This is a genomic window from Streptomyces sp. NPDC007907, assembly GCF_042959365.1.
In the GTDB taxonomy this organism is placed as follows: domain Bacteria; phylum Actinomycetota; class Actinomycetes; order Streptomycetales; family Streptomycetaceae; genus Streptomyces; species Streptomyces indiaensis.
Map to the genome: position 1 here is coordinate 580,934 of NZ_JBIBKR010000003.1, position 19,131 is coordinate 600,064.

The 19,131-nt window shown below is 69.5% G+C and carries 18 protein-coding genes; 3 read left to right on the forward strand and 15 right to left on the reverse strand.

Annotated elements, in window-relative coordinates:
• Positions 1 to 15: 15 nt before the first annotated feature.
• Positions 16 to 129: a putative leader peptide gene (locus ACFZDI_RS14055; RefSeq protein WP_344369967.1), complete on the reverse strand. Its 114-nt coding sequence runs from the start codon at positions 127 to 129 to the stop codon at positions 16 to 18.
• 197 nt (positions 130 to 326) lie between these two features.
• Here ACFZDI_RS14055 and ACFZDI_RS14060 point away from each other — a divergent pair, with 197 nt between their 5' ends.
• Positions 327 to 1,250, forward strand: coding sequence for an LLM class F420-dependent oxidoreductase (locus tag ACFZDI_RS14060; RefSeq protein ID WP_234749794.1), 924 nt, complete (start codon positions 327 to 329; stop codon positions 1,248 to 1,250).
• Positions 1,251 to 1,406: 156 nt separating this feature from the next.
• Here the strand turns inward: ACFZDI_RS14060 and ACFZDI_RS14065 are convergent, their stop codons facing one another.
• The gene (locus ACFZDI_RS14065; RefSeq protein WP_391250365.1) at positions 1,407 to 2,519 is read right to left on the reverse strand and encodes a catalase family protein; all 1,113 of its coding nucleotides are present in this window, start codon (positions 2,517 to 2,519) and stop codon (positions 1,407 to 1,409) included.
• Between the two features lie 235 nt (positions 2,520 to 2,754).
• Here ACFZDI_RS14065 and ACFZDI_RS14070 point away from each other — a divergent pair, with 235 nt between their 5' ends.
• Positions 2,755 to 3,237 carry a DUF485 domain-containing protein gene (locus ACFZDI_RS14070; RefSeq protein WP_391250367.1) on the forward strand — a complete coding sequence of 161 codons (483 nt, stop codon included), beginning with the start codon at positions 2,755 to 2,757 and terminating at the stop codon, positions 3,235 to 3,237.
• Complete coding sequence (locus ACFZDI_RS14075; protein WP_234749791.1) at positions 3,234 to 4,850, forward strand: cation acetate symporter; 1,617 nt, start codon at positions 3,234 to 3,236, stop codon at positions 4,848 to 4,850. Before ACFZDI_RS14070 ends, ACFZDI_RS14075 begins: the two co-directional genes overlap by 4 nt.
• A gap of 58 nt (positions 4,851 to 4,908) precedes the next feature.
• Here ACFZDI_RS14075 and ACFZDI_RS14080 read toward each other — a convergent pair whose 3' ends face one another.
• From ACFZDI_RS14080 to ACFZDI_RS14140, 13 genes are all read right to left on the reverse strand, one after another.
• The gene (locus ACFZDI_RS14080) at positions 4,909 to 7,329 is read right to left on the reverse strand and encodes a SpoIIE family protein phosphatase (protein WP_391250369.1); all 2,421 of its coding nucleotides are present in this window, start codon (positions 7,327 to 7,329) and stop codon (positions 4,909 to 4,911) included.
• Positions 7,330 to 7,771: 442 nt separating this feature from the next.
• Complete coding sequence (locus ACFZDI_RS14085) at positions 7,772 to 8,656, reverse strand: acyl-CoA thioesterase II (protein WP_234749789.1); 885 nt, start codon at positions 8,654 to 8,656, stop codon at positions 7,772 to 7,774.
• Between the two features lie 20 nt (positions 8,657 to 8,676).
• Positions 8,677 to 8,853, reverse strand: coding sequence for a hypothetical protein (locus tag ACFZDI_RS14090; RefSeq protein WP_391251161.1), 177 nt, complete (start codon positions 8,851 to 8,853; stop codon positions 8,677 to 8,679).
• 72 nt (positions 8,854 to 8,925) lie between these two features.
• Entirely contained in the window at positions 8,926 to 9,723 is a 798-nt protein-coding gene (locus tag ACFZDI_RS14095; RefSeq protein ID WP_391250372.1) for an SDR family oxidoreductase, read from the reverse strand.
• Positions 9,724 to 9,855: 132 nt separating this feature from the next.
• The gene (locus ACFZDI_RS14100; RefSeq protein ID WP_391250374.1) at positions 9,856 to 10,890 is read right to left on the reverse strand and encodes a phosphotransferase; all 1,035 of its coding nucleotides are present in this window, start codon (positions 10,888 to 10,890) and stop codon (positions 9,856 to 9,858) included.
• Positions 10,883 to 11,665, reverse strand: a complete 783-nt coding sequence (locus ACFZDI_RS14105) for an SDR family oxidoreductase (protein ID WP_234749784.1) — start codon at positions 11,663 to 11,665, stop codon at positions 10,883 to 10,885. Before ACFZDI_RS14105 ends, ACFZDI_RS14100 begins: the two co-directional genes overlap by 8 nt.
• A gap of 1 nt (position 11,666) precedes the next feature.
• Entirely contained in the window at positions 11,667 to 12,890 is a 1,224-nt protein-coding gene (locus tag ACFZDI_RS14110) for an acyl-CoA dehydrogenase family protein (RefSeq protein WP_391250376.1), read from the reverse strand.
• Positions 12,877 to 13,689 (reverse strand): enoyl-CoA hydratase-related protein, encoded by an 813-nt coding sequence (locus ACFZDI_RS14115; RefSeq protein ID WP_391250379.1) that lies wholly within the window; start codon positions 13,687 to 13,689, stop codon positions 12,877 to 12,879. The genes ACFZDI_RS14110 and ACFZDI_RS14115 overlap by 14 nt, the downstream gene beginning before the upstream one ends.
• Positions 13,686 to 14,504, reverse strand: coding sequence for an SDR family NAD(P)-dependent oxidoreductase (locus ACFZDI_RS14120; RefSeq protein WP_391250381.1), 819 nt, complete (start codon positions 14,502 to 14,504; stop codon positions 13,686 to 13,688). Before ACFZDI_RS14120 ends, ACFZDI_RS14115 begins: the two co-directional genes overlap by 4 nt.
• Positions 14,505 to 14,645: 141 nt before the next feature.
• On the reverse strand, positions 14,646 to 15,338 hold the full coding sequence (locus ACFZDI_RS14125) for a TetR/AcrR family transcriptional regulator (protein ID WP_358563708.1): 693 nt from the start codon (positions 15,336 to 15,338) through the stop codon (positions 14,646 to 14,648).
• A gap of 86 nt (positions 15,339 to 15,424) precedes the next feature.
• Positions 15,425 to 16,948 (reverse strand): AMP-binding protein, encoded by a 1,524-nt coding sequence (locus ACFZDI_RS14130; protein ID WP_391250383.1) that lies wholly within the window; start codon positions 16,946 to 16,948, stop codon positions 15,425 to 15,427.
• Positions 16,949 to 17,102: 154 nt separating this feature from the next.
• Positions 17,103 to 17,750 (reverse strand): HAD-IA family hydrolase, encoded by a 648-nt coding sequence (locus ACFZDI_RS14135; protein WP_391250385.1) that lies wholly within the window; start codon positions 17,748 to 17,750, stop codon positions 17,103 to 17,105.
• 2 nt (positions 17,751 to 17,752) lie between these two features.
• Complete coding sequence (locus ACFZDI_RS14140; protein ID WP_391250387.1) at positions 17,753 to 18,952, reverse strand: acetyl-CoA C-acyltransferase; 1,200 nt, start codon at positions 18,950 to 18,952, stop codon at positions 17,753 to 17,755.
• Positions 18,953 to 19,131 lie beyond the last annotated feature (179 nt).

The window sequence follows — 19,131 nt, forward strand, 5'->3', positions numbered from 1 at the left end:
CGGGATGGGCGCGGCTCAGCCCTGGGACCTGATCGCGCTGCAGACGCGCTGCAGGTCGATGTGGCGGCGGGAGGTGAGAAGGAGAGGCGGACGGCTCACTCGGACGGTGACCGGTTCCAGACGCCTCATGTTTCCCTACCTCTTCACTGGGATTACCTCAGTGAGTGTCGATCCGTCGGGCACCGGCGTCAAGAGGTCCGTCCCGCATCTCGGACGCGCCGCTGGACGGCGGGCCCCGCGCGGCGCCGGGTCCTGTACACATGACTGACAAGAAGCTGTCACACACGGCCGGAATGCGGGTTCGGCCCGCGGTCGTTCTGACCGACATGACTGTTGGAGTAGCGCTCAACGCGTCCGACGCGCCGAACCAGATCGATGCCACCGTGCAACTCTCCCGCGAGGCCTCGGAGTCGGGACTCGCATCGGCCTGGTTCGGGCAAACCTTCGGCGCGGACTCACCCCAGCTCGCGGCGATCGTCGGACGCGAGGTGCCCGGACTGCAGGTCGGCACCTCCGCGATCCCCGTCTTCGGCCGCCACCCGCTGCTGGTGTCCAGCCAGGCCCAGACCGCCCAGGCCGCGACCCACGGTCGCTACCACCTCGGGCTGGCCCTGGGTACCAGACTCCTGACGGAGACCGGCTTCGGTCTGCCCTTCGAACGCCCCATCGCCCGGCTGCGTGAATTCCTCACCGCCCTGCGGCAGTTGACGGAGACCGGCACGGCCGACTTCCACGGCGAGCTGCTCACCGCCACCACCCCGATCTCCGCCCGGGTGCCGGGTGCCGAGAGCGGTGTCCCCGTGCTGGTCGCCGCGATGGGGCCGCAGGCCCTGCGGGTCAGCGGTGAGCTGGCGGACGGGATCCTGCCCTACCTGGCGGGACCGCGCGCCCTGGCGGAACACATCGTCCCCGCCGTGACCGCCGCGGCCGAGGCCGCCGGCCGTCCCGCCCCCAGGATCGTGGCCCTGGTGCCCGGCGTGGTCACCGACGACGTCGACGCGGTGCGGGCCAAGGCCGTCGAGAACCTGGCCTTCTACGAGCAGATCCCGTCCTACGCGCGGGTCATCGGACTCTCCGGCGGCAGGCGGGCCGCCGATCTGGCCGTGATCGGCGACGAGAAGACGGTCGAGGCCGAGGTACGCCGTTATCGCGACGCCGGCGCCACCGAGGTGGTGTTCTCGAGCACCGAGATCGCCGGAGAGGCCGACCGCCGACGCACCTGGCAGCTCCTGGGCGCACTGGCCCGCTGACGGCTTCCGTCCGCCCGGCAACCCGCCCACCGCGCACCGGAGTCCCGTCGACGACCGGTTCCTCGCCCTCGTCGAGGGAAGCGCCGGGGCCGGCCGTCGAGCCAGTGCGGTGGCCGAGCACGGTCGGCACAGGTGACGGGACGCGGCTCGGCCGGCTCAGCCGAGCACGTGCGCGCTGCTGACCGGTTCGCGCCGCTGCTGTCCATTGATGCGGTGCCGCTCGATGGACGAGCGCCGGTAGACCTCCTGCCGCACCCGCTGGATCTCGCCGATGGGCCGGTGCTCCTCTCGTGAGCGCCACGGTGTGATCGACGTGGCGTCGGCGGCCGTCACGTTGTCGTCCCCGCCGATGTCCTGACGCGGAAGGTCCACACGGGCGACGGTCACCCAGGGGGACAACTCGTCGGGCCACTTCACGGAAGTGTTGTCCACCGGCATACGGGCCAGATCGGTGTTCAGCTGCACTTGGAGCTCGAAGGAGTGGTCCCGTTCCGCGGCCTCGGCAACGAGGGTGCGGCGAAACGCCTCGTTGTCCGCGCGCACGTCCACGATCTGGTGCTTGAGAGCGGCCAGGGACTCGGCCGTCGGCACGGTGCGGATCTTGGCAATGTGATCGCCGTACCGGAAGGCACCCATGCTGTTGTAGGTGTACGACAGCAGGTTTCTGCGGGGGACGGTGGTGAACGAGAGCATGGCGAACAGTTCGTCCCACAGCCAGCCGTCAGGGTCGGTGAGCGTGCCCCGGCGGGTCAGGAACTCCGCCATCCAGGTCTTGCGGCGGGCGGGGTTCACCAGGGCCTCGGGCAGCTCCGCGAACAGGTCCTCGATGACCATGTAGTCATAGGCCGTGTTCGCGAAGAAGACGTCGTTGTTGATCAGGTTAAGGTCGAAGGTACCGGTGTCGGGTTCGTCGGCCAGCAATGAGGGCCCGGGGACCCCGAACAGCTTGATGCCCATCCCGCACGCCGCGCCCAGCTGATGGTCGGGACGCTGGTGGCCCAGACCGTTGGAGTAGCGGACGACGGCGTCGTACTCGGTGGGCCGGGCGAAGATGCCCTGCCCGTGGAAGCCGTGATTGTCACCGACCGTGACAGTGGCCTTCAGCAGGCCGTAGGTCTTTCCGTGGGCCGTACGGACGGCGCGGCCGACGGCCTCACGATCGACCGAGGCGCGGGTGCGCTGCGCCACCTGCGCGACCACGGCGTCCAACTCTTCCTGATAGGTCGGGCGTTCGACGGGACGGTAATGCTCGTAGCGGACGGGATCCATCGTGCTGCCTCCCTGTGTGGGTTCTCCTGACCTCAGACGCTAGCCAGCAATTAAATTGTGCACAACATAACTGCCTGTGATGTATCCCATGCTTCCGCGCCCAGGGGATCACATCAACGCCGAAATGTGACCTACGGCGGACTTACAGGCATTCCAACCAGTCGGTATGGTGCGCCGCCTGAAGCACTCTTTCCCGTTTGCCGCAAGGATCCGAGCCGTAGTGGAAGGCCAGGCAATGACATACGCCGACGAGAACCGGTACCCACCCCCAGCACAGTCCTACGGGATCCCCCCTCGACACGAGACGTACGGACAGAACCCGTGGCCGGAGCCGTACGGGCACGACGCCGCGCGATACGACTCGTACGGTCGGCAAGCCCCCTGGGACGCCCCCTACGCGCACGAGCCCCATCGAGACGACGCCGACCTCACCGCCCTCCGCTCGGCCTACCGCCTGCTCCGCCGGATCTCCACCCTCACCGCGCTCGGCTCCTTCGTCGTGTATGTCGTCCTGTCCTGCTACGCGCCCGGTCTGATGGGATCCAAGGTCACCGGTGAGCTGAGCCTGGGCATGGCCTTGGGCATCCTTCAACTCGTCGTCACCTTCGCGGCGGTCTTCTGGTACGGGCGCAGCGCACAACGCTCCGTGGATCCGTTGGCCCGCGCCGTCCGGGAGCGTGCGGTCCCGACCGGCCGGAACGCGGGGATGGCAAGATGAACGACTTCAGCTCCGGGACGCAGGCCATCATCCTGGTTCTGTTCACCACGCTGGTCACCGTCACGCTGCTGATGTGCGTCATGGCGGGACCGGACCGCGACGACCTGGCGAACTTCTACACCGGCTACCTGTCGCTCACCCCGCTCAAGAACGGCCTGGCGATCGCGGGCGACTACATCTCCGCCGCCACGGTGCTGAGCACCACCGGCATCATCGCGCTCACCGGATACGACGGCTACGTCCTTGCGGTCAGCACCGCGCTGTCCCTGGTGCTGCTGATGTTCCTCCTGGCCGAACCCCTGCGCAATGCCGGCAGGTTCACCATGGGCGACGTCCTGGCCCGCAACATGTCCGGACGGGCCGTGCGGATCGCGGCCTGCGTGGTGACACTCTCGGCGACCCTGCCCTTCCTGGTCGTCCAGCTCTCCGGAGCCGGGTCGCTGCTCACCTTCATCCTGGACATTCCGTACGCTGCGGGCGCCAGGACGGCGTGCATCGTCATCGTCGGCACTTTGATGATCATCTACGCGGCGATCGGCGGTATGCGGGGCACCGCGCTCATCCAGATGATCAAGATCGTGCTCCTGCTCGGCACCAGCATCGTCGTCGCCGCTCTCGTCCTCAACCGCTTCGACTGGAGCCCCGGCGACATCCTCAGGGCAGCTCAGCACGGCAGCGGCGCGGGCCCCGCGTACCTTCAGCAGGGCCTGCAGCTCGGCACGTCCACCGGCGGCCGGCTGGACTTCGTCAGTCTCCAGATCACCATCATCCTCGGCGTGGCCTGCCTGCCGCACATCACGATGCGCCTGTACTCCGCGCAGGACGTACCGGCCGTGCGGCGCTCCATGTCATGGGCGGTCGGCACGGTCACCACGTTCTGCCTGCTCGTGATCATCATGGGTACGGGCGCGGCGGCCCTGGTGGGATCGCAGCACATCACCGCGGCGGACCCGCACGGCAGGACGTCGGTGCTCATGCTGTCCCAGGTCCTCGGCGGGGCCCCCGGCTCCGCGGGCGCGGCGATCCTGTACTCGGCCGTGGCGGGCATGGTGTTCATCACCCTGCTGTCGTCGGTCGCGGGGATGACCCTGGCCGCGGCTTCGTCACTCGCCCACGACCTGTTCGCCCACGCGGTGCGGCGGGGACAGGCCGAGCCCCGTACCGAGATGACGGTGGCGGCTTGGACGAGCGTGGCCGTCGGGATCGTCGCCATCGGGCTCGCCACCACGGTGCAGAACTGGGACGTCGGCGTGCTGACCACTCTGGCCATCTGCATAGGGGCATCAGCGGTGGCACCCGCGCTCACCTACTCCCTGTTCTGGCGCGGGTTCACGCGCACCGGCCTGCTCGCCGCCCTCTACGGCGGCGCGACGTGCGCGTTGCTGCTCATGGTCTTCTCCAGGGCCGTTTCGGGCACGCCGTCCGCCGTCTTCCCCCATGCGGACTTCGACCTGTTCCCCATGCAGTCCACCGGGCTGGTCTCCATCCCGTTCGGCTACCTCGCGGGCTGGCTGGGCAGCCGTCTGGACCACCGACGCCGTGCCGCCGACAGCCGTGAGCAGCGGCGCCTGTACGAGGAGAGCGAGGCACGGCTTCTCGCCGCAGCCGAATGACCACCGCGGCGCGGGCGGGCCGACTCCAGGCGGCCTCCCGCGCCGCGGCCCGAGACGGTCAGACGGGCGTGCCGGTCAGCGGTTGTTCCGTCCACACGGTCTTGCCCTCGCGGGTGTAGCGGGTACCCCAGCGTTCGGTCATCCGGGCCACCAGGAACAGGCCGCGCCCGCCCTCGTCGGTCGTACGGGCGTGGCGCAGGTGTGGTGAGGTGTGGCTGGTGTCGCTGACCTCGCACACCAGACACTGCTCACGGATCAGCCGCAGGGTCGCAGGGCCGCCGGCGTAGCGATAGACGTTGGTGACCAGTTCGCTGGCGATCAACTCCGTGGTGAACGCCAAGTGTTCCAGACCCCACTCGGTCAGCTTGGCCGAGGTCAACGCCCTGGCCCGGCCGGCGCTGGCAGGCTCTGGCGGCAGATGCCAGGAGGCGACGTCGGCCCGTGGCAGCATGCGGGTACGGGCGATCAGCAGTACGACGTCGTCGCTGGGGCGCGAGGGCACCAGCGCGTCGATCACCGCTTGGCAGGTGCGTTCCAGCGCGCCCGCAGGACGGGCGAGCGCTGCGCACAGCTTCGTCAGGGCGGCGTCGGCATCGATGTGGCGCTCGCCGATGATCCCGTTGGTGTACAGAGACAGCAGGCTTCCCTCGGCCAGTTCGATGTCCCGGGTCTCGAACGGCAGACCGCCCAGGCCCAGCGGTGGGCCGGCCGGCAGGTCGAGCAGCGCCACCTGTCCATCCGGGGCAGTCACCACCGGCGGCGGATGACCGGCACGGGCCACGGAGCAGCGTCCGGAGACCGGGTCGTAGACGGCGTACAGGCACGTGGCGCCGACGACCTGCTCACCCACGGGTCGCTCGCCGACGGCTTCGTGTTCGGCCGCCAGCAGGTCGACCAGGTCGTCGAGGCGGGAGAGGACCTCGTCCGGTTCCAGGTCAAGGCTGGCGAGCGTATGGACGGCGGTGCGCAGCCGGCCCATGGTGGCGGCAGCATGAATGCCGCGTCCCACCACGTCGCCGACGACGAGGGCGACCCGGGCCCCGGACAGGGGAATGACGTCGAACCAGTCGCCGCCCAGGCCCGGGCCCGCGCTGGCCGGCAGGTACCGCAGGGCCACCTCGACGGCCGACTGGTCCGGAACCGTCCGGGGCAGAAGGCTGCTCTGCAAGGTGAACGCGGTCTGCTGCTGCTGGGTGAAGCGCCGGGCGTTGTCGATGGCGACGGCGGCGCGCGAGGCGAGTTCCTGAGCGAGGGTGAGATCGTCCGTCTCGAAGGCATCGGGGCGGCGCGAGCGCCACAGGGTCATCACACCGAGCACCAGGCCGCGCGCGGCAAGAGGTACCACGATCAGGGAGTGGGCGCCCAGGTCCGGAGCCTGGGCCCCCTGACGGCCCGCCGCCGACACCCAGTCGGGCGGCAGAACCGGCTCCAGCACGGGCCGTCCCTCGGCCAGACATCCGGCCTGTGGTGTGTCGGGCCCGAACTCCACGGGGTGGCCCTCGGGGTGGGGCGGGCCGGGTTGCTGGGCACCAACGCCGCAGGTCCCCAGCCGGACCACGGGCCCTGCCACGGCGCGCGTCGGTTCCTCACCGCGCGTCACCGCCTGAAGCAGGTCCACCGACACATGGTCGGCGAGGTGGGGCACCATCACTTCGGCCAGTTCCCGGGCGGTCTCGGCCACGTCGAGCGTGGTTCCGATACGGCTGCCCATCTGGTCGAGGAGCGCGAGCCGACGCTGGGCCCGATGGCGTTCGGTGATGTCCTCGATCATCTCGGCCACACCCAGGACACGGCCGGAGGGATCCTCCATCCGGAAGGACGAGACCAACGCGACCCGCTCTCGTGCCGGATCCTGCTCCAGGCGGACGAACTGCTCGGAGTAGACCAGGGGTCTTCCGGTCTGCATCACCTGGCGCACACGGTCCACAGCCTTGCGCGCGTCGTCGGCGAGGAGGAACCGGCCGGTGGACAGCCCCCGGAAGTCCGCTGCCGGGACGCCGCTGAACCGTTCGATGGCCCGGTTGACCCGGAGGATCCTCTGGTCGGGGCCATGAATGACCAAGCCGATCGGGCACTGGCGGTACAACCCGTCGAGGACCGCCCGGTCCCTCTGCCATTCGAGGACGTCACCCGCGGGTGCCCCCGCGACAAACCACTCACGTCCCCGGTCACCGCGTGACAGCTCATGGGCCCTGAGCCCCAGCTCCACGAGCTGCCCGTCGCGGTGGCGCAGTGTGAGCACGCCGAACCAGCCACCGGCTCTCCTGCACTTCGCCGCGGCCTCGGTGACAGCCGGCAGATCAGGAGGATCGACCAGCACCTCCAATGCCGGACGACCGATCACGGCTGTGTCCGAATGGCCGAGCAGCTCCTGAGCCCGCCGGTTCCACCCGACCACTACTCCCCGGTCGTCGAGCACCACCAAGCCAGCGAGGTGCGGGGCGAACGGATCGTCGTGGCTTTCGCTGAGTTCCGTCATCGGCTTCTCCACCGCTGGACACCACCGCGTACTCGGTCGCCGATGTCTCCTGCTGACCCGGTAAGCCTATTGAAACCCGGCAGGGGCCGCGGCCCTGTCCGGCGCGCGGCACGGCGGGCAAGAGGGTTACGACGGGCTGAGCGGGGCCGGTCCCCAGGGGTCTGGGGCACCGAGCCAGGACCGCGGGACCGCCGGATCCCACCCCGGCCATGGTGGCGTCAGTTGAATGACCCGGCCTCGTCAGCCATCCGCATCAGCAACGACGCGGGCTCCGAACCCTCATCTCCGTGGAACCGCCTGAGAGCGGAGAGGACTTGGGCGGCACCCACCCTTTCGGCGTAGAACATCGGTACGCCGCCGTACGTCGGGAAGCCGTACCCCGTGATGTGGACCACGTCGATGCGCGATCTCGTCCCAGGGCATGCCGGGGTCTTCCGCGTCGTCAACGCGGGTCGGGGACAGTTGAAGCGGGGGGTGACAGGGAGATTTCCCGGTCACCGCCCTCCGTCGGACGCGGCCGGTCGAAGCGCATGAGTCCCTCCTGCGCGACGGCGGCCACCAGACGCCCGCCCGTATCGAACAGCCTTCCGCGGGTGAGCGCCCGGCCGTGCTCGGCCGAAGGGGAGACCTGGTCGTACAGCAGCCACTCGTCCGCGCGGAAGGGGCGCAGGAACCACAGCGAATGGTCCAACGACGCCCCCTGTACGGCGGTTGGGGGATGCGGCAGCCGCGCGGAGCCCAGCAGCGCCATGTCGCTGAGATAGGTCAGTGCGCAGGCGTGGACGGCACCGTCGTCCGGCAGCGGGCGTCCGTACCGGATCCACATCCGCTGGCAGGCCGGCGCCCCCGGGACGTGGCCCCTCTCGCCCCCCGGCACCCATCGCATCTCCCAGTGGCTCCACTCCGCGGGCCGTGGCATGCCCCAGCCGTTGATGCGGTCGGACTCCGGGATGTCGTCCGGCGCCGGCACGGCCGGCATGTCCACCTGGTGGGAGAACCCTTCGTCCCCGCGATGGAACGACGCCGTCACCGTGAAGATCGCCTCCCCCGCCTGGAGCGCGGTCACCCGGCGGGTGCAGAAGCTGCCGCCGTCGCGGAGCCGCTCGACCAGATGGCCGGTCGGCTCGTGCGGGCGGCCGGGCCGCAGGAAGTAACCGTGCAGCGAGTGGGCCGAGTACGACCGGTCGAGGGTGCGCGCCGCTGCCATCAGCGACTGGGCGGCGATCTGACCACCGAACGTCCGCGCCCACTCGCTGGGGATCGGACCTGACCGGAACCGGTCCGGCCCGGTCTCGTCGAGGGCCAGGACCTCTGGCAGGCCGGTCATGCTTCGGCTCCTCTCACTCGTCACGCGGACGTCTTCCCGCGCAGTTCGCGGCGCAGGATCTTGCCGCCGGTGGTCTTGGGCAGCTCGCCCCGGACACTGACGGTCCGGGGGGCCTTGCAGGCGGCCAGGCGCTCACGGCAGTGGGCGACCCGCTCTCGGTACTGCGCCGTCCACGGCCTGTCGTCGAACCAGCTCATCGCCGCCGAACCGCCTTTCAGGAGGGTGTGGAGGGGCTTGCGCGGGGCGCGGATCACTTCACCTGCGACCGGTCACCGCGTCCCGGAGATCCCGCCGTCCACGGGAATCACCGTGCCGGTCAGGTAGGCGCCCGCGCGGGAGGCGAGGAAGATCGCGGAACTCGCGATGTCCTCGGGAGTGCCGACGCGGCCGAGGGGCACCCGCTCGACCACGGCGTCCCGCGACTGGGGGTCGTCCAGGGCGTGCGCCATCATCTTGGTCGGGAACGGGCCCGGCGCAAGGGCGTTGACAGTGATGTGATCACTCGCCAGTGTGGCGGCCGTCTTGCGGGTCAGCATGTGCACCGCCGCCTTGCTCGCGACGTAGGAGAAGTTGTCGGACGCGGAGACCACGAGCCCGTCGATCGACCCGATGTTGATCACTCGCGCGGGGTCCTCCGCGGTGGCGGCCGCCCGCAGTTGCGGAAGCAGGCGTTGCGTCAGCGAGAAGACGGCCTTGACGTTGACGTTCAGCACCTTGTCGAAGCCCGAGTCGGGGAACTCGCCGAGCGGCGCACCCCAGACGGCTCCCGCATTGTTGACCAGGACATTCAGCCGCGGCGCGACCTCGGCGACCCGCTCGGCCAGGCTCTCCAGGCCCTCGGTGGTGGACAGGTCCGCCGGGTGCGCCAGACAGGTTCCGGCGCCGGCGGACGTCAGTGCGTTCAACTCCGCTGCCGCCTTTTCGCACGCGTCGGCCTTGCGGGAACTGATGATCACCGTAGCCCCGGCCGCCACGAAACCGTGCGCGATCATCAGCCCGATTCCGCGTGAACCGCCGGTCACCACCACGGTCTTTCCACTGACGTCGAACAGCGCGGCGGGGTTCACCACACCACCCCGATCAGCTCTGCCGCACCCATGCACGCCTTACCGATCGGCGTACGCGCGAGGACTGCTCGGCTCATCACCGCTCCTTTTCTGTGTATGTGAGTGTCAAGGTCCCGTGTGCGGGCGAGCGGTTCAGACACCTGCCGTGTCCGCGACGTCGTGGGCCTTCGTCACCAGTGCGTCGATGCGCTCCGCGGTCGGGGTCCCGGACGCGGCCTTGTTCCGCGGTTCGTCCATCGCGCGGCGCATGACGCCCTCCGCGATGATCGCGACCTTCCACAGTCCCAGCGCGTGCCAGTAGCCCAGCGCCGTCAGGTCGCGTCCCGACGCCGCCGAGTAGGCCGCCACGAGTTCCTCACGGGTCGGGAAGCCGTCGAGAGCGGTCGCGGCGAAGTCGCCCGAGGTGTTCTCGCTCTTGGCCGGCCAGTAGGCCAGCAGGCTGCCGAGGTCCGCGAGCGGATCCCCCAGCGTCGACAGTTCCCAGTCGAGCACCGCGGTCACCTCCCCGGTGTCGTAGGAGGTGATGACGTTGCGCAGATGGAAGTCGCCGTGCACGAGGGTCACTTCGCGCTGCTCGGGGACGGCCGCGACGAGGCGCCGGGTGAGGTCCTCCAGGGAGGGCAGCTCGCGGGTCCTGGACCTCTCCCACTGGGCCGACCAGCGCTTGAGCTGACGCTGCGCGTACGGCTTGTGGCCGGCGAGACCGGTCAGCCCGGTCATCTGGAGATCCACCGCGTGGATCTTCGCCAGAGTCCGCGGCAACGACATCCCGATCGCCCGGCGACGTTCGGGCGTCAACGACCGCGCGATCGCCATCGTGTCGACGACCTGGCCGTCCACGAACTCCATGAGCAGCAGCGGGACGTCGGTCACGGCGGGGTCGTCGGTCAGCCCGAGCACCCGCGGAGTCGGGACGGCGGTGCTTTCCAGGGCGGTCATGATCCGCGCCTCGCGGGCCACGTCGTGCGCCGACGCCAGCAGGTGACCCAGCGGTGGGCGCCTCAGCACCCATCTGTGGCCGTCCTGATCCTTTACGAGATACGTCAGGTTCGACTGGCCCAGCCCGATCCGCTCGAAGGCCAAGGGTCCGGCGAAGTCGACGCCGAGGGAGGCGAACCAGCGGCCCACCGCCCCGGCGTCGACTCCGACGATGTCCGCGCTAGACACCGATACCGGCTCCTTGCCTGAACGGGAGCGCATCACCGAGCAGTTGGCCGCCGTCGATCACCATCGTCTCGCCGGTGATCCAACTCGCGGCGTCCGAGACGAGGAAGGCCACCGCGGACGCGATGTCGGCAGGCTCCCCGATGCGGCCCAGCGCCACCGAGGCGGACACCTCCTCCTCGTGCTCCTTCCACAGAGCCTCGGCCAGCTTTGTGCGCACCACCCCCGGTGCCACGGCGTTGACGCGGACCTTCGGCGAGAGTTCCAGGGCCAGTTGCCTGGTGAGATGGATCAGCGCGGCCTTCGAGGCGTTGTACAGCCCGATGTTCGCCTCGGAGGCCATGCCGCCCACCGACGCGGTGTTGACGACCGCCCCGCCGTGCTCCCCCATCCAGGCCCGCGTGGCCAGACCCGTCCACAGGAGGGGCGCCCACAGGTTCACGTCGAAGGTCTTCGCGAACCGGCCGTGGTCCTGGTCGATGACCGGCCCGAAGGCCGGGTTGGTCCCCGCGTTGTTGACGAGGATGTCCAGACTGCCGAAGCGCTCGAGCGTCAGATCCACACAGCGCCGGGCCGCCTCTTCGTCGACCGCATGCGCTCCCACGCCGACCGCTGTGCCCTTGACCTGGGCCGCGGCGGCCTCCGCCGCCTCTTGGGTCCGGGAGGTGAGGACGACGTTTGCGCCGGCCTCGGCGATGGACTGGGCCACCGCCAGCCCGATACCGCGCGAGGCCCCGGTGACGACGGCTGTACGACCGGTGAGGTCGAGTCCTGCCATCTCAGTTCACCGCCGCCGCGTCGCGGTACCGCCGCAGTTCCTGCTTGGCGATGGCCCGCTTGTGAACCTCGTCGGGACCGTCAGCCAGCCGCAGCGTCCGCAGATGGGCGTACATCATCGCCAAGGGGAAGTCGTCGGTCACTCCCGCTCCCCCGTGCACCTGGATCGCGCGGTCGACGATCTTCAACGCGATGTCGGGGGCGGCCACCTTGATGGCCGCGATCTCGGTACGCGCTTCCTTGTTCCCGACCGTGTCCATCAGATACGCGGCTTTGAGCGTGAGCAGGCGGATCATCTCGATGTCGATCCGCGCTTCCGCGATCCAGTCCTGGATGTTCGACCGTTCGGCGACCGGGCTGCCGAAGGTCACCCGTGACTGTGCGCGCCGGCACATCAGTTCCAGTGCCCGCTCGGCCGCGCCGATGGCCCGCATGCAGTGGTGTATGCGGCCGGGCCCGAGCCGGGCCTGGCTGATGGCGAAACCCTCGCCCTCGCCCTTGAGGAGGTCCTTGGCCGGCACCCGGACGTTCTCGAAGATGATCTCCGCATGGCCCTCGCGGTCCGCGTACCCGAACACCGGGAGGTTGCGGACCACGGTGACGCCGGGGGCGTCCACGGGCACGACCATCATCGACTGCTGGCGATGCGGGGCCGCCGTGGGGTCGGTCTTGCCCATCACGATGAGCACCTTGCAGTTCTTGTGCATCGCGTTCGAGGCGAACCACTTGCGGCCGTTGAGCACGTACTCCTCGCCGTCGCGCTCCATCCGCAGCTCGATGTTGGTGGCATCGGAGCTGGCGACACGCGGCTCGGTCATCGCGAAGGCCGAGGCCATCGTCCCGTCGAGCAGCGGCTTGAGGTACTTCTCCTTGTGCTCGTCGGTGCCGAAGAGGGTGAGCACCTCCATGTTGCCGGTGTCGGGCGCGTTGCAGTTGCACGCCTCGGAGGCGATGTGACTGCGGCCCATGATCTCCGCCAGCGGCGCGTACTCGAGGTTCGTCAGGCCGGGGCCCCACTCCGGGTGCGGGTGGAACAGGTTCCACAGTCCGCGCCTGCGCGCCTCCGCCTTGAGCTCCTCGAGGATCGGCGGGTGGAAGTGCGGGTCGCCCGACGCGCGCATCTGCTCGTCGTACACCGCCTCGGCGGGGTAGATGTGCTCATCCATGAACGCGAGCAGATCCGCCCGGTACTTCTTGGCACGATCCGACACATCAAACAGGGACATCCGAACTCCTGACGGGTAGGGAGGGAAAGTCGGGCGAGCGCTTGTCCAGGTGACTGGCCACGCCTTCGACGACATCGGACCCGCCGAAGGCCTGGAGCATCAGGCCCTCCGCCCGGGTCACGGAATCGGCGTAGGTGCCGTCCGCGTCGTTGCTCAGCTGCCTCTTGATGGTGGCCATGGATGCCGGAGAGCAGCGCTCCGCCAGATCGGCGGCGTACGCGACAGCGGCATCGACCACGCTGCCGGTGGTGACCAGGTGGTCGAGGAGTCCGACACGGAAGGCCTCCTCGGCATCCACCATGCGACTCGACAGCAGCAGGTCCGTTGCTCGGCTGTGCCCCACCAGCCGGGGCAACAGCCAGGAGATCCCGTATTCGGCGATCAGCCCACGGTGCGCGAATGCCGTGGTGAACCGGGCCGAGGGCGAGCCGAAGCGGAGGTCGCAGTAGAGCGCCTCCACCATGCCGAGGCCGGCGGCCACTCCGTTGACCGCTCCGATCAGCGGCTTGCGCAGGGTCCGCGGAAGGTCCCGGGGACGGCGCCGGGCCCGGCCCGCCTCGGAGACCTCGCCGACCGCCTTTAGCCGTTGCAGGTCGGCTCCGGCGCAGAATCCGCGTCCCGCGCCGGTGACCACGACGGCACGTACGTCCCGATCGTCCTCGGCGGCGTCGAGCAGCGTGAAGTAGCGGTCCTCGAGTTCGTCGGTCCAGGCGTTCAGCTTGGCGGGCCGGTTGAACGTGACCAGCAGCACCTGCCCGCGGCGTTCGGCGAGGACGAGCTCGCCCGGCGCGCCGGTCATGCCTGCGCCAGCAGGGAGCTCTGGTAGCGGCGCATCCCGCGTACCCAGCGGTCGTAGTCCGAGCCCTTCTGCCGGTACATCTCGAGAACGTCTTCGTGCGGCAGGACGAGGAAGCGCTCGTCCTCGATGGCGGCCAGGACGGCGTCGGCGACTTCGGCCGGCTCCAGGACGTCACCGGCGGAGGTGACGGCCCGCGTCGCGGCTCTTCCCAGCGCGTCCCCGGAGTCCTCCCCGGCGGTCAGCATCCTGGTGTTCACGCCCATCGGGCACAGACAGCTGACCCGAACGCCGCGGTCGCCGTAGGTGACACTCAGCCACTCGGCGAAGGCGACGGCCGCGTGCTTGGTGACGGCGTACGTGGCGGAGCCGACCTGGGTGAGCAGTCCGGCCGCCGAAGCCGTGCTGACGAAGTAGCCCTCACCGCGCTCGAGCCACCGGGGTACCAGCAGCCTTGCCGCACGGATGTGGGCTCGCAGGTTGACGTCGATCGAGCGATCCCAGTCCTCCTCGCTCACGTCGAGGCCGAGCGCGCCGCCGATGCCCGCGTTCGCGAAGTAGAAGTCGACCGGACCGAAGGCGCTCTCCGCCAGGTCGATCACCTGCTGGATCTGCTCGGTGTCCGACACGTCCGCTCCGGCGCTGACGGTGGTGCCCCGATGGCCGGCGTTGACTGTCTCCGACACCGCCCGAGCGGCCTCCGCGTCGAGGTCTGCGACTACGACCCGGGCGCCCTCGCGAGCGAGCCGTGCGACCAGCGCGCTGCCGATGCCGCCGCCCCCACCGGTGACGATGGCGACTCTGTCTGCAAGGTTCACGGCAACCCTCTCCGTTGACGGGGCGTGCGATGCGTCCGACCTGTATAATTGAATCCGACGTCAAGTTCAATAGCCGGCCGCACGGACCCCATGAAGAAGCCGCCCGACCCCAGGGGTACGAGCGGCTGCGAGGCGGGCGGATCAGCGGTGGCCGGGGAACCGCAGGGCGTTCGCCCACAGGCGGGTGACCGTGGACACGAGTTCCTCGAAGTCCACCGGCGCGTCTTCTTCTTGCTCTTCACTGCGCACGAAGGCGTTGTAAGCCATGACACTGACCATGCCGGACAGCGCACGGGACGCCATCATCGGATCGACCTCACGGTCTGCGACACCCCGCGCCTGCAGGTCGGCGATACCGCGGGCGTTGCGGCGGATGAACGCGTCCCCGCGCCGCCTTCGGAACTCACGGAACTCCGGCTCCACTTGGGCGACCTGCTCAAGCAGTGCCATCAGCTTCGCGTTCCGCTTGTACGCCGCGAGATAGGCGCGGTTGCTCGCCTCGAGTACCGCATGGGGATCGTCGGTGCCCTGCACCCGGCCCATGCCGGGGTGCATCATGTCCTCCTGCGCCTCCAGGAGGACGGCGGCGAGCACCTCTTCCTTGTTGGCGAAGTAGGTGTAGAAGGATCCCGCCGCGCACCGGGCCTCTTTGGTGATGTCGGTCAGGCGGGTGTCGAGGTAACCGTCCCGTTCGAACACCTTGCGCGCTGCCTTCACCAGAGCGGCCCGGGTCCGCGCTCCGCGCTGCGTCGTGGGCGGCTCGCGAAGTTGCGAGAAGGGCGCCACGGGCGGTGCCTGCTCGCTGTCGGTCTCCTCGGGCGCAGTAGTGTCCATCCCCGCGACTTTACTTGAATCCGACGCCATAGTCATGAATCCCCAAGGGCAGACGGAGCAGGCTGATGTCCGGGTTTCCCGTGGGTTCAGGGGCGGCGGACGGCAAGGTCACCGAGGGCGGTGTCGCGGGTCAGAGCGCTACGGTCGATGGACCGCTTGAGGATCTTCCCCGTCGGCCCCTTGGGCAGCGCGTCGACGAACCGGACGATGCGCGGGATCTTGTAGGCGGACAGCCGCTCTCGTGCCCAGTTCGACACCTCGGCGGCACAGAGGTCCGCACCGGGCCGGGCGGCGACGAGCGCGGCGACCTCCTCGCCGTAGTGGTCGTCGGGAACGCCGATCACGGCTGCCTCGACGATGTCGGGGTGCTCGTAGAGGACTTCCTCGACCTCGCCGGGGTAGACGTTGTAGCCGCCGCGGATGATCAGGTCCTTCACACGGTCGACGATGCGCAGGTCGCCGTCCGTGTCGGTTTCACCGAGGTCGCCGGTGCGGAACCAGCCATCTGCGGAGATGGCCGCGGCGGTGTCCGCGGGGCGGTTCCAGTAGCCGCGCATCACCGTGGGCCCCTTGATGCGGACCTCGCCGACGGTACCCGGCGGGCACTCGTTGCCGTTGTCGTCACACACCTGCACCCGCGTCCGCGGTACCGCTCTGCCGGTGTACCCCGTCTTGGCGCCGCGGTCGAGGTCGTTGAAGGTGCCGAACGCGGTGGTTTCGGTGAGCCCATACCCTTCGAGGATCGTGCAGCCGAAGCGGGCCTCGAAGGCCCGGGCGATCTCCCCGGGAAGCGACGCGCCGCCGGAGACGGCGACACGGAGCCCGGCGAAGTCCGCCGGGTTCGCATCACCCGCCGCGTGCAGCATCGCGTTCCACATGGTCGGTACGCCGGCCATGATGGTGAGCCGGTCGCGGCGCAGCATCTCCAGCATCGACGCCGGGTCGAATCGGGCCAGCAACGACATCGAGCCGCCCACGGTCAAGGTCGCCATCATGACCGATGCCTGGCCGAACACGTGGAACAGCGGGAGTCCGGTGCCGGTGCGGTCGGCGCTCGACGCTCGGCTGCACTCGGCGCCGATCTCCCCGGCGGACAGCAGGTTCCCGACGGTGAGTTGGGCCCCCTTCGGCCGCCCGGTGGTGCCCGACGTGTACAGGATGGCCGCCGTCTCGTCGCGGTCACGGTCGACGACGTCGGCAGGGGCAGCGCCGACCGGCGTGCCCGGGGACAACTCCCAGGAGGGCACCGAGAGCGCCGCGGCCGCCTCCGCGACAGCGGGGCCCAGGGCGTGCCATGCGATCGCCAAGGAGCATCCGGCGTCGCCGAGGACGTACTCGACCTCGGCCCGGGTGGACATCGTGTTGACCGGCACCACGACACAGCCCGCCGCCTGGATCCCCAGGTAGGCCACCACGAACTCGGGCACCGAGGGCGCGGCGAGCAGCACCCGGTCCCCCGGAACCAGGCCGGCTGCTGCCAGGGCGCCCGCGTACCGCATGGTCGCGTCCCGAAGCCGAAGGTAGGTCCACTGATCCGTGGCACCGCGCAGTGCGATGTTGTCGGGGGTGACGGCCGCGTGGCGGCACACAGGATCGAAAACGCTGGTCATGGGGCGGTGCTGCCTTCCGGGATGTGAGCAGGTGATGGTGCGGCCGCACCCTCGCCGACGAGGTGACTTTGCCCGGCTTGGCCATCAAGTCCTCGGGCGGTGTGGCCGGATGACCGACCTCAGCGCGTCCGGCCGGTCAATCGATGGGTATCGGTCAGGCAGCGATCCCGAAGCGTTCGGCGAGTTGGCGGCGGGTGTCGGCGGCGCTGGTGTGCAGTACGCCTCCGATTCCGATCCGTGCCGCTCCGTCGAGGTTCTGCTGCAGATCGTCGATCATGACCGCCTCCTCGGGGTCGATGCCGAGGCGTTCACACGCGATCGCGTAGATCCGTCGGGAAGGCTTGCGGATACCGGCCTCGGACGAAATGACGACCACATCGGCGACGGCCGCGAGGTCGACGCCGTCGTAGGTCCCGGTGCCGAACGCATTGGACACCAACGCGACAGGATGACCGGCGGCTCGCACCTCACCGAGCAGCGCGAGCATGTCCCCGTCGATCGACATTCCCGCCTGCATCCGGGCCGTGAGCCCCTCGGCCGACACCTCCGCGCCATGGACACGGAGGCGTTCGGCGAATCCCCGCTCGAAGGCCGGGGCGTCGATACGGCCGCACTCGTGGTCGGCCAGCAGGGTGCGTGAGGGCTGATCCCGGCTCAGGAGGTCCAGCGGAAGGCGCGGATCGCCCCCGAGCGAGGCGCCGAATTCAGTGAAGGCCCGCAACACACTGGAGGTGATGACACCGCCGAAGTCCACCAGGACCGCGTTCCGGGTCTTTTCCACCTCGTTCGACAACGTGTCCATGCTCAGGCGACCTCGAACAGTCCGGCTGCGCCCATTCCGCCGCCGATGCACATGGAGATCACCACATACCGAACGCCGCGGCGCTTGCCCTCGATGAGGGCATGCCCCACCAGTCGGGCGCCGGTCATGCCGTACGGGTGGCCGACCGAGATCGCGCCGCCGTTGACGTTGAACCGCTCCGGGTCGATGTGCAGTTCGTCGCGGCAGTACAGCGCCTGGGAGGCGAAGGCCTCGTTGAGTTCCCACAGGCCGATGTCGTCGATGGTGAGGTTGTGCTGCTTCAGCAGCTTCGGTATGGCGAAGACCGGGCCGATGCCCATCTCGTCCGGCGCGCACCCGGCGACGGTCATACCCCGGTAGACGCCCAGCGGTTCCAGGCCGCGGCGCTCGGCCTCCTTCGCCTCCATCAGCACCGAGGCCGACGCCCCGTCCGACAGCTGCGAGGAGTTGCCCGCCGTCACGCTGGAGTGCGCGCTCACCTGACCGTCGGGCAGCACCGGTGCCAGGCCGGCCAGGCCGTCGAGGGTGGTCGACGCGCGGTTGCCCTCGTCCCGGGTCAGGGTGACCTCCTCGTCCCGTACGTGCCCGGATTGCTTGTCGAGGACCTTCTTGACGCTGCTGAGCGCGACGATCTCCTGGTCGAACCGGCCGGCCTCCTGCGCCGCCGCGGTGCGCTGCTGTGACAGCAGCGCGAACTCGTCCTGGCGCTCCCGGCTCACGCCGTAGCGCTCGGCGACGATCTCCGCCGTCTGCAGCATCGGCAGGTAGATGGCCGGCTTGTGCTCGACCAGCCAGGGATCCGTCATGCGATGGGTGTTCATGTGGTCGTTCTGGACCAGGGAGATCGACTCGACACCGCCGCCGACGGCGACCTGCATGCCGTCCGTGACGATCTGCTTGGCGGCCGTCGCTACGGCCATCAGACCCGACGAGCACTGCCGGTCGATCGACATCCCCGACACGGTGTCCGGAAGTCCGGCCCGCAGAGCGGCCTGACGCGCCACGTTGAAACCGGAGGACCCCTGCTGCACGGCGCAGCCGAAGAGGACGTCCTCGACCTCGCCTCCCTCGAGACCGGCGCGCCGCACCGCGTGCGAAAGGGCGTGGGCGGCGAGTTCCTGCGCCTGGGTGTCGTTGAACGCGCCGCGGTAGGCCTTTCCGATCGGCGTCCGTGCCGTCGAAACGATGACTGCTTCCCTCATGTCGCCTCGCTGTTTCCTGTCGGTCCGGTGCGTCCGGGGACTCCGGTGCCGAAACTCCGAGCTCCGTGAGCCGGGCTCGATTGCCGGTAGACGGTGCCGAACGCCAACTGCCGTGCGGATATGGCTCTGACCGTCTCCTCGGGTGATCCGAGGACATGTCATGGCCGCAGGGGTGACAG

Excerpts from the sequence above, each read along its gene's own strand:
- ACFZDI_RS14055 (WP_344369967.1), bottom strand. The coding sequence starts at position 129 with ATGAGGCGTCTGGAACCGGTCACCGTCCGAGTGAGCCGTCCGCCTCTC.
- ACFZDI_RS14060 (WP_234749794.1), top strand. The coding sequence starts at position 327 with ATGACTGTTGGAGTAGCGCTCAACGCGTCCGACGCGCCGAACCAGATC.
- ACFZDI_RS14065 (WP_391250365.1), bottom strand. The coding sequence starts at position 2,519 with ATGGATCCCGTCCGCTACGAGCATTACCGTCCCGTCGAACGCCCGACC.
- ACFZDI_RS14070 (WP_391250367.1), top strand. The coding sequence starts at position 2,755 with ATGACATACGCCGACGAGAACCGGTACCCACCCCCAGCACAGTCCTAC.
- ACFZDI_RS14075 (WP_234749791.1), top strand. The coding sequence starts at position 3,234 with ATGAACGACTTCAGCTCCGGGACGCAGGCCATCATCCTGGTTCTGTTC.
- ACFZDI_RS14080 (WP_391250369.1), bottom strand. The coding sequence starts at position 7,329 with ATGACGGAACTCAGCGAAAGCCACGACGATCCGTTCGCCCCGCACCTC.
- ACFZDI_RS14085 (WP_234749789.1), bottom strand. The coding sequence starts at position 8,656 with ATGACCGGCCTGCCAGAGGTCCTGGCCCTCGACGAGACCGGGCCGGAC.
- ACFZDI_RS14090 (WP_391251161.1), bottom strand. The coding sequence starts at position 8,853 with ATGAGCTGGTTCGACGACAGGCCGTGGACGGCGCAGTACCGAGAGCGG.
- ACFZDI_RS14105 (WP_234749784.1), bottom strand. The coding sequence starts at position 11,665 with ATGGCAGGACTCGACCTCACCGGTCGTACAGCCGTCGTCACCGGGGCC.
- ACFZDI_RS14110 (WP_391250376.1), bottom strand. The coding sequence starts at position 12,890 with ATGTCCCTGTTTGATGTGTCGGATCGTGCCAAGAAGTACCGGGCGGAT.
- ACFZDI_RS14115 (WP_391250379.1), bottom strand. The coding sequence starts at position 13,689 with ATGACCGGCGCGCCGGGCGAGCTCGTCCTCGCCGAACGCCGCGGGCAG.
- ACFZDI_RS14125 (WP_358563708.1), bottom strand. The coding sequence starts at position 15,338 with ATGGACACTACTGCGCCCGAGGAGACCGACAGCGAGCAGGCACCGCCC.
- ACFZDI_RS14130 (WP_391250383.1), bottom strand. The coding sequence starts at position 16,948 with ATGACCAGCGTTTTCGATCCTGTGTGCCGCCACGCGGCCGTCACCCCC.
- ACFZDI_RS14135 (WP_391250385.1), bottom strand. The coding sequence starts at position 17,750 with ATGGACACGTTGTCGAACGAGGTGGAAAAGACCCGGAACGCGGTCCTG.
- ACFZDI_RS14140 (WP_391250387.1), bottom strand. The coding sequence starts at position 18,952 with ATGAGGGAAGCAGTCATCGTTTCGACGGCACGGACGCCGATCGGAAAG.